The sequence below is a fragment of the Micromonospora sp. WMMD708 genome, assembly GCF_049315245.1.
GTDB classification, from domain to species: Bacteria; Actinomycetota; Actinomycetes; order Mycobacteriales; family Micromonosporaceae; genus Micromonospora; species Micromonospora wenchangensis.
This window is the reverse complement of the sequence record NZ_CP186060.1, coordinates 4,049,147-4,065,000: the sequence shown is the minus strand read 5'-3', so window position 1 is coordinate 4,065,000 and position 15,854 is coordinate 4,049,147. Positions and strand designations below refer to the sequence as shown.

Below are 15,854 nucleotides of genomic sequence, written 5' to 3'. Positions count from 1 at the left end.
GAGACGATGGTCTGGCCAGCTAGCAACCATCGGAAGGCCCGTATCGATGAAACCCAGCCGTGCTTCATCCCGTCCACTGCCGCCCTATCGGGCGATCCTCGCCGTGGATGCCAAGGATTTCACCAAACTTCCCGGTAGCGTCCATGAGGACACTTCGGCCGCCATCAAGACGGTCGTCGGTAGTGCCTTGCACGATGCAGGGCTCGAGGCGGAATGGTCCGATCCCTTCTTCTTCGGCGCCACCGGTGACGGATTCGCCGTTGGCCTTCCGCCGCGCATCCTCCCGTTCCTTCTCGACCCGTTCCCGGCGCTGCTTCAGGAGCGGCTTGCGCAACGACGCAACGAACGGCCCGGCGAAGCACCGCTGCGCCTGCGGGTCAGCCTGCACGTGGGTCCTTTACCGGCCGACCCGGCGGCGTCCTCGAGCACGGGTAACGGCGCAGCCCGCAACGACACGCACCGATTGCTCGATGCAGACGTGGTCAAGGAGGCGCTGCGAGACGTCAGCCCGGAGATCGCTCTGGTCGCGATGATCATATCGGACCGAGTATTCGATGACGTAGTCCGTGAACGCTACGCGGGCCTGCATCCCGACAATTTCGTCCCCGTTACGGCCCGAGTCGCAGGCAAGGGCTTTGACCAGCCAGCCTGGCTCCACCTGCCGGCCCAGCCCGGCCGCCCATTCCCCCAGGGCTCCCCTCAGTCCGATGAACTAACGCACTTTGCCGAGACGGTCCGGCCCACGCCGTTCCTCGGAACCAACTACGGGCAGGCTGCCCAAATCAATCACGGTGGCATGCACCAAAGCGGAGGGACAACGCGATGAGCGAGACGACGGCACTGACCAACTACGGGCAGTATGCGCGCGTCAACTACGGCGGCATGCACACCCACAGACACGAGACCCGCTTGCTCAGCCGGCTCATCGTGGCGCAAAGGCTCGACCGTGGCCGAATCGAGGAGGTGCTCGAGCGGTTCGCACCCCGCACCTACCGGCCGTCCACCGGACCAGAGCTGGACCGAGCCGGCGCCGCGGCCCTGCTCGCTAGGTCACCCTTTGTGGTCGTGGTGGGCGAGCATGCGTCGGGTGTGGGCACGGCAGCCGAGGCGCTCTTGAAAGAGCCCAGCGAGCAGGGCCGGCGGCTCGAGCGGATTCGCATCGATGAGGAGCAGACCGGTCGGTTCACTGGTGCCGACCTTCCGGCCGAGCGGGGTGTCATCTACCTGCTGCGGCTGCCTCGCCAGCCAAACCTCATCGGGCCACACGTCGCCGAGGAGATCCGGGGCCACGCGGCGGCACTGTCGGAGCTCGACGCTCATCTGCTCGTCACCACCACCTCGGACGTCTGGCGGGCCGCTGGCGGCGTCGGCGGCCCGCACGTCCTCGACGCCATTCCGCCCTCCGGAGCCGAGGTGTTGCGGCACCATCCGTTCAGCAAGGCAGTCGATGTCAACGCCGTCCTTGCTCACCCTAAGGTCGCCGACCTGCTGGACCGCGCCTCGGTTGCCGACGCGGCCCGCTTCGCATGGATCCTCGAGGACGCGGCTGGGGCACGCACGGACATCAGCGTCGACGAGTTGGTCACAGACGCGTTGGGCGCGTACCGGGGATGGCGTGAAATCCTCGGCTCCTGGTTCGACGATAAGCAGAACGGACTGCGGGAACGCCTCTTCCTCACAGCAGCCGCCATGCTCGAGGGCCGACCTGCGCACCAGATTCTCGACGTCCTCGACGAACTGGGAAAGAAGGTAAGCGGGGTGCCCGGATACCGCGCAGAGGGGCTCGCAGCGGCAGGGCTACACGCTTTGAAGGATGCCGTCGACGCCGACATACAGGATGGCCTGCTGCGATTTCGCAAGCCAGGCTACGCCGAAGCCACGCTCTCCTTCCTGTTCGGCGACCGGGAAACCCGCTTCCGGACGGGGCTGTGGAATTGGGCCGTGGGCCTCGCCGTCGGCGGTAGCCGACAGGAGGCGCAGGACCTCGGCAACCAGGTTGCCGAGATGATGGTCAAGATCGTGCTGAGACACCACGACCCAGCGCCGCTGTACGAGCTGAAGCGCTGGGCCGACGAGGAACATCTGCACGACGTGGTCATCAGGGCGCTCACGGCAACCGCCATCAGCGAGGAGGTGGGACCGCAGGTGCGGGCCCAGTTGTACGACTGGGCGTCAACTGACTCGACCGACGCGAAGTTGCAACGGGTGATCGCCAGGGTCTGTGCGGGTGATATGGCAGAGCTCTACCCGCGCATCTCCCTGACCCGCCTAATGCACCTCGCGGGCCGGCGCGATCACACCGTGCGGGAGGAGGTTGTCACCGCGGTGGAAAACCTGTGGAGGCGCCCGCAGCTACGGGACCGCGCCCTCCGGGCGGTAACGACCTGGATGAGTGATCCAAGCCGGCGCGGCACCGCCTGGCGAATCGTCTGCCGGCTCGCCGCGAGCGAAGTGCATCCCCTCACCGTTGCGACGAAACAGGACGGGACGCGTCGCGCCCTCGTCCAGGCATTCGGTGAAGTACTGACAGACCCGGAGATGCTCGCCGCGACGGACGAGTTCGGTATCGCCACCCTCACGAACGCGTTGAGCTCTGACGTCGACCGTGAGCGGACCGGCCGGTTCTTCGTCGATGTGGTCCAGCACTCGTCCGGCGGCAGCAAGCGAATCGTCCGCCTCCAGCGCTTGCTGTACACCTGGCAGCCCAGCGCCGAGGACGTTGACCATCCCGATCGTCGTGACCTTCGCGATTACATCGGCGAGGCGCTCGCGCATGTCGATCCTCTCGGTCAAGGCTGATAGAATGTGGAAATTGTTCAGGCGCGCGCAACGCCAAAAGAACGCGGAGCAGGAAAGCCGACGGCGGGAACTACGTCACCTCGAATTCCTGCGTGATGAGATCTTCGCGAAGCCCGACATCGCACGCATGTACTGGCATACCCGGCACCCCGGCGACCTGCAGGCATTGACCAGTAACGCCTTCACCGATATCGCCGACAAGTTGCGGCCGGCAGAGCCAGGCGTCCCATGCGTTGACCACGCGCTTATCGGACTGCTCGGCAACTTCATTGGTGGGCTCACCGAAGACGATCGTGCTCATCTCGTCCGTCAGTTGGGCATCGTCTTCCGCAGTTTCGAACGAGGTGATCTTGCCGATCAGCTGAATGCAATCGCTGAGGAAGGATGCCAGGAGGCGGGGGTATGACAGAGGACAGCAACGCCATCCAGTCCAGGGCGAGCGAGGCGGGACGGGCCGCGCTGCACCAAGCCAACGACATGATCCGATTCGCCGATGTTAAGGCTGCAGCCGTCCTGGCCGCCGCAGGCGTCCTTGCGAGCCAGCTGTGGACGGCGCGGAGCTCCTGGGAACAAAGCAGCTCCGTCTGGACCCGCGGGTTCGTCATCGCCGCAGCATCCGCCGTAGTCCTCAGCGCTTTGCTGGCGCTGTTTACCCTGGCGCCGCGCCAGCGGCAAAGCGAATCTGGGTCACTATACCATTACAGGCAGGTGGCCCGACGCTTCGACACCGACCGGGAAGGGTTCATCGACGCCTGGCTCGCATCGGCTGCCGACCACGAGAGTACCGAGCGAGCGGTCGCCGGACACATATGGGCGGCGAACCTCATCGCGAACCGCAAATTTACCCAGATGGCCTGGTCAATCCGCCTGTTCGTGGCTGGCGTTGCCCTCCTCGCGCTCGTGGTCCTGTCTTGAGGCGACAACGCCTTCCAGCATGCTCGGGCAACCTGTCGGGCCGTCGACTGGCTTCTCGGCAGATCCCTAATCGATGATGCCCTGGTAGCGCAGCCAGCCTTCGTCGAGCAGCCGGAAACCTGCGTCGATGGTGGACTCCGGGTTGGCGGCCCGGGTTGCACTGAGTTGTATCTGGAGGGCGAAGCGTACGTAGAAGCGGATCTCGTCGCTGGGCTCGGGAAGCCCGAACTCGCGCGTGATCGCCGCTAGCAGGGCGTCTTCATGGCGGAACCACATGCGTTCGGCGTACTCGACCAGGGCGGGTGTCTGTTCCATCAAGGCGAGGACTGGCCGCTCGAGTTCGGATCCGAGCGCGGTGATCTCTGCTAGGTAGTGCGCCTTGAGCGCGGCGGAGATCGATGTGCCCGGCGGTCGGTCGGATACTGCCGCGACGAGTCGGTCGTGTCGCACTTCCTCGTCACCGAACGCGAGGGCCTCCTTGTGCGGGAAGTGCGTGAAGACGGTGGTCGGCGACACGTCCGCCCGGTCGGCGATCTCGCGGACGCTCACCGCGTCGAACCCTCGTTCGAGGAACAGCTCCCGGGCGGCCTGCACGATCGATGCCCGGGTCGCTGCCTTCTTGCGCTCCCGTCGCCCGGGTCGCTGCCCCTCGCTCATGCCGACAGGGTAATGGACCTGCTCACTACATGTATTGACTTCATAACTGGTGTCGGTACAGTATTGATGTCGGACCGGGATTTGATCGACGGGGGCGACACCAGCGGCGGGATGCCGGGAGAGAAGGAACCATGAACGCGACCCGCGCCCAGGTGGACGCTCAGCAGAGGCACCGCTCCGCTGCCGGCATCACGCTCATCGCAGGAGGACTGGTCTTCTTCGTCGCGGAGTTCATCGCCGCGGCCGCGTGGACGCACCCCCCCCTACAGCTACACCTACAACTACATCAGCAACCTCGGCGTGCACGGCCCCACGCAGGGATTCGGGCAGCTCATGTACTCGCCGCTGGCGTGGGTCATGAACACCGGATTCTTCCTGTTCGGGGTCGTCCTGTTCGGCGGCACCGCCATGCTCGCAGGCCTGCGTGGCCCACGCCGTTGGGCAGTGCGCACCCTCGCCTTCCTGATCGCGGCCGGCGGCGTGCTGCTGGCCGTCTTCCACGGAACCGGCGAGGCTCCCGACAGCGGTGCCATCGACTTTCACTCGGTGGGTGCCCTGGCCAGCATCGTCAGCGGGAACCTGGTGATCATCATTCTCGGGCGCGCGCACCGGGAGGCCGGAATCGCCACCACCACCGGCCGGGTCATGGTCGCCCTCGGGGTCTTCGGTCTTCTCTCGTTGGTCGGCTTCATGACCATCGCCGGCTCATCAGCCGGCCTGATCGGCCTGGTCGAACGCTGCGCGGTCTATCCCCTCCTGATCGGCTTCATCTGCGCCGGCAGGTCCGTCTGGAAGGGCAATCGGCGGTCGCCGGCCAGCAACGTGTAGACGGCCACCGAGACCCGCGACAGACCCCCGAGCAACCCGGTCGCCCGCGGGCACAAGATCAGACGCGCGCTCATCGGCAGATCCGGACGCCGCTACGTCGCCCGGGAAGGCGGCCCTCGTCGCCGGCTGGCGGTGGCCGGGCGTGAGGCCCCCGGATCCTGCTGGTCCGTCGGTCGACACCCGCCCGTGAAGGCGTGACGTCACGGTCGGACCGGGCGTAGGCCTGCCCGGGTGGCTGTCGTCGATGGCGACGGAGGCCGGTGTACGGACCCGTCCGGACAACCGGACGCATCGTCCGATCCTGTCCGGACAACCCGGCCAGCCCTGGTGGCCTGCTCGACCGCGGTCCACGGTCAGGTCATCGCCGGTCACCGCCGGCCAATGACCTTGACGGAGGTACGGAACGTGATCAGAAGGCTCGCACCGAAACGCAACACCCCGTCTCCCGACGTCCCGACCCGGGCCCGTCGGCGGCTGCCTCGCCGCTCGCTTCTCGGGCTGTTCCTCGCACTCGCCGTGCTGGGTGGTGCCGCTGTCGCGCCGTCCGCGGCGATGGCCAACGTCGACGTGACGATCGGGGCCTCCGATGTGAACGTGCGCGACTGCTACCACCCCGCCAAGAAGGCGTGGCCGGGATCGTGGTGCACCCTGCAGGCCACCCTCGAAGCGCACCTGCGGGTGCGGCTGGTGTGTCAGTATCCAGGCGACGGCGTCGGCCCGCAGGGCGACTACTACTGGGACTACGTCCTGTATCCGGCCACGTCGCGGCACGGATCCGGCGAGGGTTACGTCTCCGACTGGTACGTCAACACCGGCGTCTCCTCCTACCCGTACCGGGACTACCGCGTGCCGTTGTGCAACTACTGACCTGAACGAGCGTCCCCTGCGCAGAGCAGCGCGGTGCAGGGCCAGGGTGCTGGCCCTGCACCGCCCGTTCGCCCGGGAACGCCACCGTCGGTGGTTGTTGAACCGGGCCGCCGCAACCCACACGTCGGAACTCCGACCGGAACTCGCCACCCTAACCGGGGATGAGTAGCGTTCGCATCACATTCCGTGTCGTCGGTCGACGAGGTGAGGCAGTGTCGGGTAGCCAGCCGACATCAGCGCCTGAATCCGACGGTCGGCCGGACCCCGACCGGATCGGTGGGCGGGTCGAGTTCGCGGCGGCGCTGACCGCGGTGCGGGAGCGGGCCGGGCTGACCGTCCGCCAGGTGGCGGCGAAGGCCGGGGCGTACAGCGCGCACAGCACCATCGGAGACTGGTTCGCCGGGCGTGGGTTGCCGGCGCTGAGTTCACAGGACCTGCTGGTGCGGGTGCTGACGGTGTGCGGCGTACGGCCCACCATGATGGATGGTTGGATCGCGGCCTGGCTGCGTGTGCGCCGCGGCCCCGGGCCGCGACCCCGGCACCTTGAGCCGTACAAGGGTCTGGCCACGTTCCAGCCGCAGGACGCCGGGTGGTTCTTCGGCCGGGAGCAGCTCACCACTGAACTCGTCGAACAGGTCACCCGGCTGCACGCCGCCGGTGGTGGGCTGTTCCTCGTGGTCGGTGCCTCCGGTTCGGGGAAGTCCTCACTGCTACGGGCCGGGCTGATCGCGCGACTTCGCTCCGCGCCGGACCGGGCGACCGCACCGGTCCCGACGGATGGACCGGCGACCGATGATCCGTCCGGTCCGGACAACGGCTGGTGGGTGGAGCTGATGACTCCCGGCGCCGATCCAACAGCGGAGCTGGCCGCACGGGCGCAGCGACTACGGGCCGCGCCCGGCCCGAGGCTGCTGGTGATCGATCAGGCCGAGGAGGTGTTCGTCAGCGGGCCGGGCCACGCGGATCCGGCGGTGTTCCTCGCCGACCTGAACATGCTGTGCGAGCGGACCGCGGGACTGGTGGTGGTCTTCGGCCTGCGTGCCGACTTCTACGGCCACGCGTTGCGCCACCCGGCGCTGCTGCGGGCGGCCCAGGACAGGCAGGTCACGGTGGGGCCGATGACCCGTGACGAACTTCGGGCGGCGATCGTGGAACCCGCCCTTCGCGCGGGGGTGGAGTTGGAGGACGGGCTGGTCGAGCTGCTCCTGGCCGACCTGACGCCACCCGGAGCGGAGCCGGACCGTGCCGGGCCGGGCGTCCTGCCGCTGCTGTCGCACGCGCTGTTCGCCACCTGGCATCACGACCAGGGTCGACGGTTGACCTGTCAGGGCTACCGGCGGGTCGGCGGGGTGCGCGAGGCGATCGCGTCCAGCGCCAGCGAGGCGTACGACCGGCTGACCCCGGACCAGCGGCGCCTGGCCCGCCGGCTGCTGCTGCGTCTGGTCCACGTCGGGACCGATACCGGAGACACCCGGCGTATCGTGCCTCTCGGCGAACTGTTGGCCGAGTTCGGGTCGGATGCGGTCGAGGTGGAGCGGGTCCTGGACCGGTTCATCACTCAGCGGCTGATCACCGCGCAGCGCGACACCGTACAGCTGAGCCATGACGCGTTGCTGGCCGCGTGGCCCGCGTTGCGCGGCTGGCTGAGCAGCGACCGGGCCGGGTTGGTGCTGCGTCAGCAACTCGCCACCGCCGCGGCGGCGTGGCGGGCCGAGGGCTGCGACCCTGCCGCGTTGTACCGGGGCACCCGCCTGGCCGCTGCCCAGGGTTGGGCGGCCGAGCACCCGGATGAGCAGTCTGCGCTGGTGCGGGAGTTTCTGGTCGCCAGCGGGCGACACGCCCGCCGCCACACCCGCCAGCTCCATCAGCTGGTCGCCGCGCTGTCCGCACTGCTGCTCAGCAGCGGGCTGCTCGCCGGGTACGCCTTCCAGCAGCGTGCTACCGCCAGTCAGCAACGCCAGACGGCCACCATGGAACGTAACGAGGCGGTGTCGCGGCTGGTCGCGGGCCAGGCCGACTGGCTGCGCGGGCGGGACGTCAGCCTGGCCCGACAGGTGGCGCTGGCGGCGTACCAGATCTCACCGACCGTCCAGGCCCGGTCCAGCCTGCTCGACGCCGCTGCGACCCCGACGGCCGCTCGGCTGGGTGGCACCGACGGTGCCGTCCAGGCGGTGGCATTCAGCCCGGACCGGCGGCTGCTGGCCGCCGGTGGTGCCGAGGGAAGGGTGCGCCTGTGGCGGGCTTCCGATCCGGTGCCCACCGCGCTCGGGGGCGTACTGGCCGGCCCGACCGGCACGGTGTTCACCGTAGCGTTCAGCCCCCGTGACGCACTGCTGGCCGCTGGCGGCGCGGACGGCAGGGTGTACCGGTGGCGGTTGGACGATCCGGCGCACCCGCAGGCGCTGCCACCGCTGACCGGGCCGACATCCACCGTGTACGCGCTCGCGTTCAGCCCGGACGGCGGCATACTCGCCGCCGGCAGTGCCGACCACCGGGTGTGGCGGTGGGCGCTGAACAACGCGGGGCCGGCGACGACCGCCGGCACCGGATCGAACGCCAGCCAGCCGCTGCCGGCGCTGACCGGGCCGGACGACGCCGTGCAGGCGGTGACGTTCAGCCCCGACGGGCGGCTGCTGGCCGCCGGCAGTGCCGACAGCACCGTACGGCTGTGGGACCTCGGGAACCGCACCCACCCGACCCGGCTGGCACCACTGGCCGGACACACCGGCAAGGTGCTGGCGCTGGCATTCAGCCCCGACGGAGACCTCCTGGCCAGCGGCAGTGGCGACCAGACCGTCCGGATGTGGTCGGTCGTCGACCCGCAACGGCCGGCGAAGCGGGGTACCGCCCTGCCCGCAGCGACCAGTTGGATCAACGCGCTCGCGTTCAGTCCCGACGGCGCCACCCTCGCCACCGGCACGTCCGACAAACGAGTCCTGCTGTACGACGTGGCCACCCACCGCGAACTGCGATCGTTGCCCCAGCCGACCCCGGTGACGGCACTCGCCTTCGGTGCCGACCAGCACACCCTGGCCAGCGCCGGCACTGACGGCTACGTGCGGTACTGGGGGCTTCCCGGCCCGCTGCTCGTCGGCGCGGGCGGAGCCGTGTTCAGCGCCGGGTTCACGCCGGACGGCACCGTACTCGCCGAAGCCGGTCGGGACCGGACGATCCGGTTGTGGCAGGTGGATGACACGCGCCGGCCGGAGCCGCTCGGTGCGCCGCTGAGCCGGCCAGCCGGTCAGCAGGGGTACGCAGGCACTGCCGCACTCAGCCCCGACGGGACACTACTGGCCGCCGGCGGACGCGACGGCGCGGTGGACCTCTGGGACATCCGTCGACCGGCGCGACCGAAGCGGATAGGACCGGCGCTCACCGGGGCGACCGCGCTCATCCAGACGGTGGCCTTCAGCGCGGACGGATCACTCCTGGCCGTCGCCGGTGACGACAGCACCACCTATCTGTGGCGGGTGTCCGATCCGGAGCGGCCCACCCTGCTGGCCACGGTCGCCGGCACCGGGTCGATCGTGCTGTCCCTGGCGTTCCACCCGAGGTCACCGGTACTCGCCGTCGCCGACACCGACGGCGTCGTACGGCTGATCGACCTCCATGACCCGACCCGACCGGCCCCGGCCAGCCCGCCGCTTCGCGGGCTGGCCGGGTACGCCTACAGCGTGGCCTTCAGCCCGGACGGCGGCCTGCTCGCCGTCGGCAGCGCCGACAAGACACTACGGCTGTGGCAGGTGTCCGACCCGGCCCACCCGATGGCGCTGCCCCGCCCGTTGCGCGGGCCGACCAGCTACGTGTACTGGGTGAGCTTTCACCCGTCCGGCCGCCTGATCACCGCCGCCAGCACCGACGGCACCCTCTGGATCTGGGACATCAGCCACCTGAACCGGCCCAACGTGGTGGCCACCCTCAGCCACGCCGACCAGGCCTACTACGTGGTCGCCTACCGGCCCGACGGACACACCCTGGCCGCCGGCAGCGCCGACGGCACCGTCCGACTCTGGGAGACCGACCCGCAACGGGCCGCTGAATCGATCTGCTCCACCATGGGAGAACCCATCAGCCGAGCTGAATGGGAGCAGTACCTGTCCAGCATCCCGTACCACCCACCCTGCTGACCAGGCCCAGCTCTGCACCGTCGGGCGCCTGACGCCCGGGCGGCGACCCGCTACGGTGGCGTGGTGCCACCTACCGACATCCATGCGCTCCGATGAGCGGGGGCCTCGCCGTCGCCGTACGCGAGCTGCGGCACCTGCCGGCGGTCTGGCGGGCACCGCATCGTTCCCCCGAACGCACCCGCGCGCTGGCGCTGGAGGGTGTCAACGCGCTGCTGCGACACTGTCGTGAGCGGGTGCCGGCCTTCGCCGACTATCCGGCCGGGCCCCTGGCGAGCCTGGACGAGCTGGCCGGGCTGCCCATCCTGACCAAACGCGCCGTGCTCGACGCGGGCGTGGAGTCCTTTCACACCCGGGGACTCGCCGCCGGGGCCTACCGGACGGACGTCACCAGCGGTACCACCGGGACGCGGCTGCACATCCGCCACGACGTCGACGCGTACGGCTATCACGGCGCGACCGTACTGCGGCGTTTCCTGCTGTCGGGCTACCGTCCGTGGTGGCGGATCGCGCACATCAAGCCGTTCCCCCGGCCGGTGCGCTGGTTCCAGCGGTTGGGCCTGTTCCCGCGGGTGGTGGTGCCGGCCGGCCAGTCCGACGCGGCGATAGCGCGGGCGGTCCTCGCCGTCCGACCCCAACTGATCATGGGCTATCCGGTGGTCCTGCGGGGTCTGCTGCGCGCCCTCGACCACGGTGAGCTGGCCCGGCTACGGCGCGGTCTCAAGCTGGTGATGACCGACTCGGAGCTGTTGACCGACGAGGTCGCCGCGCAGTTCACCGAGCGGTTCGGGGTGCCGGTGTACGACGAGTACTCGGCGTACGAGGTGCTGACGGTATCGAGCGGCTGTGCGGCGGGCGCGATGCACGTCGACGAGGACCGGGTGTGGCTGGAGATCGTGGACGAGGCGGGCGTGCCGGTCCCCGAGGGGGTCACCGGTTCGGTGGTGGTGACGCACTTCCGTGAGCGTGCCATGCCGTTGCCGCGCTACCAGTTGGGTGACCGGGCGTACCTCCTGCCGGCGGGTTGCCCGTGCGGTAGCCGGTTCCGCCGGATGCGGCTGGTCGACGGGCGCACCAACGACTTCGTCACGCTGCCCGGCGGTCGACGCGTGTACAGCGGTGTCTTCCTCGCGTTGGCGATGCACACGCCCGGTGTGGCGGAGTGCATGGTCCGGCAGGACGAGGCCGGCGAGGTCACGGTGCACCTGGTGCCCGAGGCTCCCGGCGAGACGGCCTTCGCCGCCGCGTGCGTCGCATTCGAGCAGGCCCTGGGCGAGGCGGTGGACGCCCCCGTCGTACTGCGGTTCGTGCGGGCGGAGCGGATCGCGTTGACACCGGGCGGCAAGGGCCGCTTCGTCGAGTCGGCCTACCGGCCGGGGGTCACCGGGGACCGCGCGGAAGGGGGATGAGCACGGCCCACTGGCGGATCATCTCGTGGCCGAGACGGCGCTTCTCCACGAGGCTGCCCTGGCCACTGAGGAAGCCACGGCGGCCGGTGTCGATGCACCAGCGGGCCAGTTCGAGGTTGTTGTGGTACCACAGGTCCCGACGGCCGCCCTCGGCCACCGAGAACGCGCCCCAGCCGGCCGAGAGCGGCAGCTCCGGATGGTCGAAGATCACGTTGAGGGCGATGAGCCGGTCGCCGTCGCGGTAGCCGTTGAGGTGGACGCCGGGCGTGGTGAGCTGCGCGGCGGCCATGGCGGGGGACATGAGCCGTTTGGGTAGCCACCACTTGTCGTGGTGGCGGTTCACGACGCTCGCGATCAGCTCGCACAGCTGTGCCGGCTGGACCTGGACCGGCTCCCTCCGCAGCGTGCTGGCCACGTGCAGGTCCGACGCGGCGACTCCGGCCAGGATCCGGCGCAGGTCGTAGCGTCGGCGCCGGCCCAGCGACCGCAGGTAGTCCTCGAACGAGGCGAACCGGTTGGGAAACCACGCGATGGGGCCGCCCTCCCGGACGATCGCCGGTCGGGTCAGCAACGCGGGCAGGGTCTCGGCGGACACCTGACGGAACATCAGGCCGCGTACCCGCCCGCCGTGGGCCTCCCGCAGCGCGGACCGGAGCGCGCCGATGGTGTCGGTCAGCGCGGCCCCGTCGGCCCCGGCAGCCAGCGTGATGCCCGGCAGTGTGCTGGAGGAGAGGCTGTCGACGTCGACGATCCCGGCCCACGGGACCGTGGAGCGGCCCGTCCGTGGCCCGTGGAAGCGGCCGGTGATCAGCCCGACGACGTCGGGTCCATACCGGACGGTTGCGGCGATGACCGTCCGTCGGCTCGCCGCCGCCCGCACGAGCGGCCAGGACCACGCCGCCATCAGGTGTTCCTCGGCCATGAAGGCGTCCCAGCCCGCAGGGGCGTCGGCTAGGTGGGGATCGTGCAGGGTGACCGTGAGCCCGTCGTTCATGCCCCCCCCGCCTTCATATCCGCCGACCATACCGTCCGTCGGCCAGGGCTCCCGGTGCCGTCTCGTCCGTGGTAAGGCGGCCGGGCGGTGGCACGGCGGTCGGCCGGGCGGCGGCGGGTGGGTGAGGGCGTGGACCCCGGCGACGCGCGCGACCCACTACCATCCGGCGATGGGTTGCGTGCGGGTGATCGGGGCGGGGCTGGCCGGCGCGACCGTCGCTCATCTCCTGCACGTGGCGGGCCGTGCCGTCGAGGTCGTCGAGGGCGATCCCACCTGGGGCGGCCAGCTCCGTACGGCCTCGGCCGCGGGCATTCTCTACGAGCCGGCCGGGGCGCACATCTTCCACACCGCCGACGTCGAGGTGTGGCGGCTGGTGACGGGCCTGGTCCGCTTCCTACCGTACCGGCACACCGTACGCACCGAGGCGTTCGACCGCGAACTCAGCTGGCCGCCGCAGCTGTCGGAGCTGCGTACCCTGCCCCGGTGGCCGCAGATCGCGCGTGAGTTGGCTGCCCGTCCGGCCCGGCCCGACGCCGCCAACTTCGAGTCCTGGTGTATGGGTCTGTTGGGGGAGACGCTGTACCGCGAGCTGATCGAGGGGTACACCCGCAAGCAGTGGGGCGAGGATCCCCGCAACCTTTCGGCCGGGTGGGCGCCCAAGCGTATCGAGCTGCGCGACGACGGTTACACCGATCTGTTCCGTGACCCGCACCAGGGCTGGCCGGAGGGTGGTTACCCGCGGCTGGTCGACGCGCTGCTGCGGGACGTACCGGTGGTCATGGGCCGTCGGGTCACCGTCGACGACTGGGACGAGGTGTGCGCGGGCGCGGACGCGGTCGTGGTCACCTGCGCACTCGACGAGTTCTTCGCCGAGCACCTGGGACGGTTGCCCTGGCGGGGGGTGCGGCTGGTCAACCACTACCTGCCGGGGGTGGAGCACGTGCTGACGTGCGGGGTGGTGAACACCCCGAGCCCGCTCAAGGCGCACACCCGGGCCATCGAGACGAAGTGGATGAGCGGCCAGACCGGGCCGGGCACCGTGGTCAGCTACGAGTATCCGGGTGCGCCCGCGCGCCACTACCCGATCGACGACGTGCAGGGGGCCAACCGGGCGCTGGCCCGCCGCTACCTTGAGGAATTGGCGGGGTTGCCCGGCCCGCCCCGCTACGTGGCCGGGCGGCTGGCCACGTACACCTACATCGACATGGACCAGGTCGTCCGTCAGGCGTTGAACACCGCCCGCCGGATCCTCGGCGAGGTCTAGGCTGTGTGTCGAAGTCAGTCGACGGAACTCCGACGGCAGATCGGTCTACTGCTGGTAAGGCTCAGAACGCTTTATGGTGCGCGAAAGCAAGCTGGTGTCGGCAGGGAGCGCGTCGGGCGTGTCAACAGGCGTGGCGTCGGCGCGGAACGCGATTCCTCCCGCAGTCTGGTCTCGGGCCGTCACTGTGTCTTCGACCTTGATCGACTGTCCTGCCGACTCGTGGCCGGTACGGCCGGGCGGGTGACCGCCCCGTCGTGGGTCCGTACCGAAACGACCTTGGTCGTCTTCCCTTTTCGGCCATCAAGGGTCGTCACGGTCAGACTTACCTGGTAGTCACCGTCGGCCGCGTACCGATGGGTGGGGGAGAGCCCTTCGAACGTCGTTCCGTCACCGAATTTCCACAGCCGTGAGGCGAATTCCACCCTGCCGGGGTCGAACGAGTAGTCATGGAAGGAGACGGTGTCCAGGGTGCTCGGATCGGTGGGGCTGTAGGAGAAATCCGCATTCGGGTTCGGCGTGACGTGGACGTCGAGTTCGGCCGGCCCCGTGCTCGGTTCGGTCGGGCAGCACCGCAGGTCGACCTGGAACAGGTAGGTCGTGCCAGCTTCCGCCCGGAAGGTGAACGGGACGTTGTACCGGTATGAGCAGCCCAGCAGGGTCAAGTTCGTCAACGACGTCCCGCTGTAGCCGGCGACCGAGCCCCAGTAGCCCGCTGAGGCGGTGATGGAGCGGGTGACCGTGGGGGTGTACGAGTACCAGCGCGTCTGCTTCGCATTGAGGCAGGCGGTCGGTTCGCCGACCTCCATGCTGGCGGTGTCCAGATCCACCGCGCGTGAGAACGGCAATTTGTTGATCACCTTGGCGGCGGCGAAGCTGTCGTTCTTCGGCCGGTTGGCCCGCTTGAGGGAGAAGGTCAGCTCACCGGCCTCCGCCTCGAAGTACGAGGTGACCATGAAGTGGTAGGTGGTGCCCGCGGTGGCCGTGAAGGTGATCCGGGAATCCGCGTCGCCGTAGCTTTCGTTGCAGGCTACGAGGTCCAGCGACCCGGAGGGGCCACTCCAGGCGGACAGGACCGTGCTGTAGTCGCTCCCGAGGGTGCTTGCCTGGATCAGCGTGTCCTTGGTGGGGGTGAAAGTAAACCAGACGGACTGATAGTCTCCGCATTCCCCGGGATCCGCCGGATCGGTGGTGGCGCTGCTGGTGTCCTGCGTTGTCTGGAAGGGCAGGCTGCTGACCGTCGTGGCGCTGGCGAATTCGTCGTTCGCGGGCTGGGCGAAGGCCGCTGTCGGCCGGACACCGACCAGCGCGGTCAGAATAGCCAGAACCAGGGAGAGTCTCAGTACCACCGGTTTGATCATTGCGACTCCTTGCGATAAGCGTCCGGTTTCGCTCCGTAGGCCGTGTCAGGTTAGCAGAGCGCATTGCCCGGAGTGATGATGCGTATCGCGGGGTACGGCTCATTCATGATTCATTCCAGTGCGCATCCGATTATGGATGGGATGCGGCATTGCCTATGTATCAGTGATGGTTCGCCACACCGCCGAGATCGAGTGATATCTCAACGCACCAATGTCTGCATTCGTTCGACGGTCGGCACCCGTGGGAAGCTGATGGGCGTACTGATGCGGACGAACGGTGGGTGGTGTTCGTCGTCAGCGTCGATGAAGGGGCGGATCGTACCGATCAGTCGGCCGCGTCCAGGAGCCGGCGTACGTCAGATCGTGGGACACGCCGCGCACCTCGGCCGACCCTCACGCCCCGACCACCGTACCGTCAGGCGGTGACGGACCCGGGTTCCTCGATCAGCCGGCTCGCCAGGGCCACCAGTCCGGCGCTGTTGGCCGCCGTGGACAGGACGACGTCGCCCGGCCGCAGCCCGTCGCGCAGCAGTTCCCACGCCTCGGGTACACCCACCGCGCGGTCCACGACCACGCCGTCGCCGGCGGCCCTGGCGGCGTAGCAGCCGGGCGGCAGTGCGGGCCGCCATCGCGGTGACC

Annotated in this window: 13 protein-coding genes; 9 read left to right on the top strand and 4 right to left on the bottom strand. The window is 69.2% G+C overall.

Features of this window, described 5'->3' with window-relative positions; genetic code table 11:
* The first annotated feature begins 46 nt into the window (after nucleotides 1-46).
* From ACN260_RS17980 to ACN260_RS17965, 4 genes are read left to right on the top strand one after another with little or no spacing between them, the layout of a single operon-like run.
* Nucleotides 47-826, top strand: coding sequence for a hypothetical protein (locus tag ACN260_RS17980; protein ID WP_422752225.1), 780 nt, complete (start codon nucleotides 47-49; stop codon nucleotides 824-826).
* Complete coding sequence (locus tag ACN260_RS17975) at nucleotides 823-2,799, top strand: hypothetical protein (RefSeq protein ID WP_422752224.1); 1,977 nt, start codon at nucleotides 823-825, stop codon at nucleotides 2,797-2,799. The genes ACN260_RS17980 and ACN260_RS17975 overlap by 4 nt, the downstream gene beginning before the upstream one ends.
* Complete coding sequence (locus ACN260_RS17970) at nucleotides 2,774-3,205, top strand: hypothetical protein (protein ID WP_422752223.1); 432 nt, start codon at nucleotides 2,774-2,776, stop codon at nucleotides 3,203-3,205. The genes ACN260_RS17975 and ACN260_RS17970 overlap by 26 nt, the downstream gene beginning before the upstream one ends.
* A complete protein-coding gene (locus ACN260_RS17965; protein ID WP_422752222.1) occupies nucleotides 3,202-3,714 on the top strand; it encodes a Pycsar system effector family protein in 513 nt (170 codons plus the stop codon). The genes ACN260_RS17970 and ACN260_RS17965 overlap by 4 nt, the downstream gene beginning before the upstream one ends.
* A 66-nt stretch (nucleotides 3,715-3,780) precedes the next feature.
* Here ACN260_RS17965 and ACN260_RS17960 read toward each other — a convergent pair whose 3' ends face one another.
* Nucleotides 3,781-4,371, bottom strand: a complete 591-nt coding sequence (locus ACN260_RS17960; RefSeq protein ID WP_422752221.1) for a TetR/AcrR family transcriptional regulator — start codon at nucleotides 4,369-4,371, stop codon at nucleotides 3,781-3,783.
* A 180-nt stretch (nucleotides 4,372-4,551) separates the two neighbouring features.
* Between ACN260_RS17960 and ACN260_RS17955 the strand changes: the two genes are divergently transcribed.
* The 4 genes from ACN260_RS17955 to ACN260_RS17940 all read left to right on the top strand — a co-directional run bounded on the left by ACN260_RS17955 (nucleotide 4,552) and on the right by ACN260_RS17940 (nucleotide 11,599).
* Entirely contained in the window at nucleotides 4,552-5,199 is a 648-nt protein-coding gene (locus ACN260_RS17955; protein ID WP_422756741.1) for a DUF998 domain-containing protein, read from the top strand.
* 405 nt (nucleotides 5,200-5,604) lie between these two features.
* Nucleotides 5,605-6,066, top strand: a complete 462-nt coding sequence (locus ACN260_RS17950; RefSeq protein ID WP_422752220.1) for a hypothetical protein — start codon at nucleotides 5,605-5,607, stop codon at nucleotides 6,064-6,066.
* 212 nt (nucleotides 6,067-6,278) lie between these two features.
* The gene (locus ACN260_RS17945) at nucleotides 6,279-10,193 is read left to right on the top strand and encodes a helix-turn-helix domain-containing protein (protein ID WP_422752219.1); all 3,915 of its coding nucleotides are present in this window, start codon (nucleotides 6,279-6,281) and stop codon (nucleotides 10,191-10,193) included.
* Between the two features lie 92 nt (nucleotides 10,194-10,285).
* Nucleotides 10,286-11,599: a phenylacetate--CoA ligase family protein gene (locus ACN260_RS17940; protein WP_422752218.1), complete on the top strand. Its 1,314-nt coding sequence runs from the start codon at nucleotides 10,286-10,288 to the stop codon at nucleotides 11,597-11,599.
* Here the strand turns inward: ACN260_RS17940 and ACN260_RS17935 are convergent.
* Nucleotides 11,571-12,593, bottom strand: a complete 1,023-nt coding sequence (locus tag ACN260_RS17935) for a hypothetical protein (RefSeq protein ID WP_422752217.1) — start codon at nucleotides 12,591-12,593, stop codon at nucleotides 11,571-11,573. The genes ACN260_RS17940 and ACN260_RS17935 overlap by 29 nt on opposite strands.
* 169 nt (nucleotides 12,594-12,762) lie before the next feature.
* Here ACN260_RS17935 and ACN260_RS17930 point away from each other — a divergent pair, with 169 nt between their 5' ends.
* The gene (locus ACN260_RS17930) at nucleotides 12,763-13,857 is read left to right on the top strand and encodes a UDP-galactopyranose mutase (protein ID WP_422752216.1); all 1,095 of its coding nucleotides are present in this window, start codon (nucleotides 12,763-12,765) and stop codon (nucleotides 13,855-13,857) included.
* A gap of 179 nt (nucleotides 13,858-14,036) precedes the next feature.
* Here the strand turns inward: ACN260_RS17930 and ACN260_RS17925 are convergent, their stop codons facing one another.
* Both ACN260_RS17925 and ACN260_RS17920 read right to left on the bottom strand, forming a co-directional pair.
* Nucleotides 14,037-15,215 (bottom strand): PKD domain-containing protein, encoded by a 1,179-nt coding sequence (locus ACN260_RS17925; protein WP_422752215.1) that lies wholly within the window; start codon nucleotides 15,213-15,215, stop codon nucleotides 14,037-14,039.
* Nucleotides 15,216-15,630: 415 nt separating this feature from the next.
* Nucleotides 15,631-15,771: a hypothetical protein gene (locus tag ACN260_RS17920; RefSeq protein ID WP_422756885.1), complete on the bottom strand. Its 141-nt coding sequence runs from the start codon at nucleotides 15,769-15,771 to the stop codon at nucleotides 15,631-15,633.
* Nucleotides 15,772-15,854 lie beyond the last annotated feature (83 nt).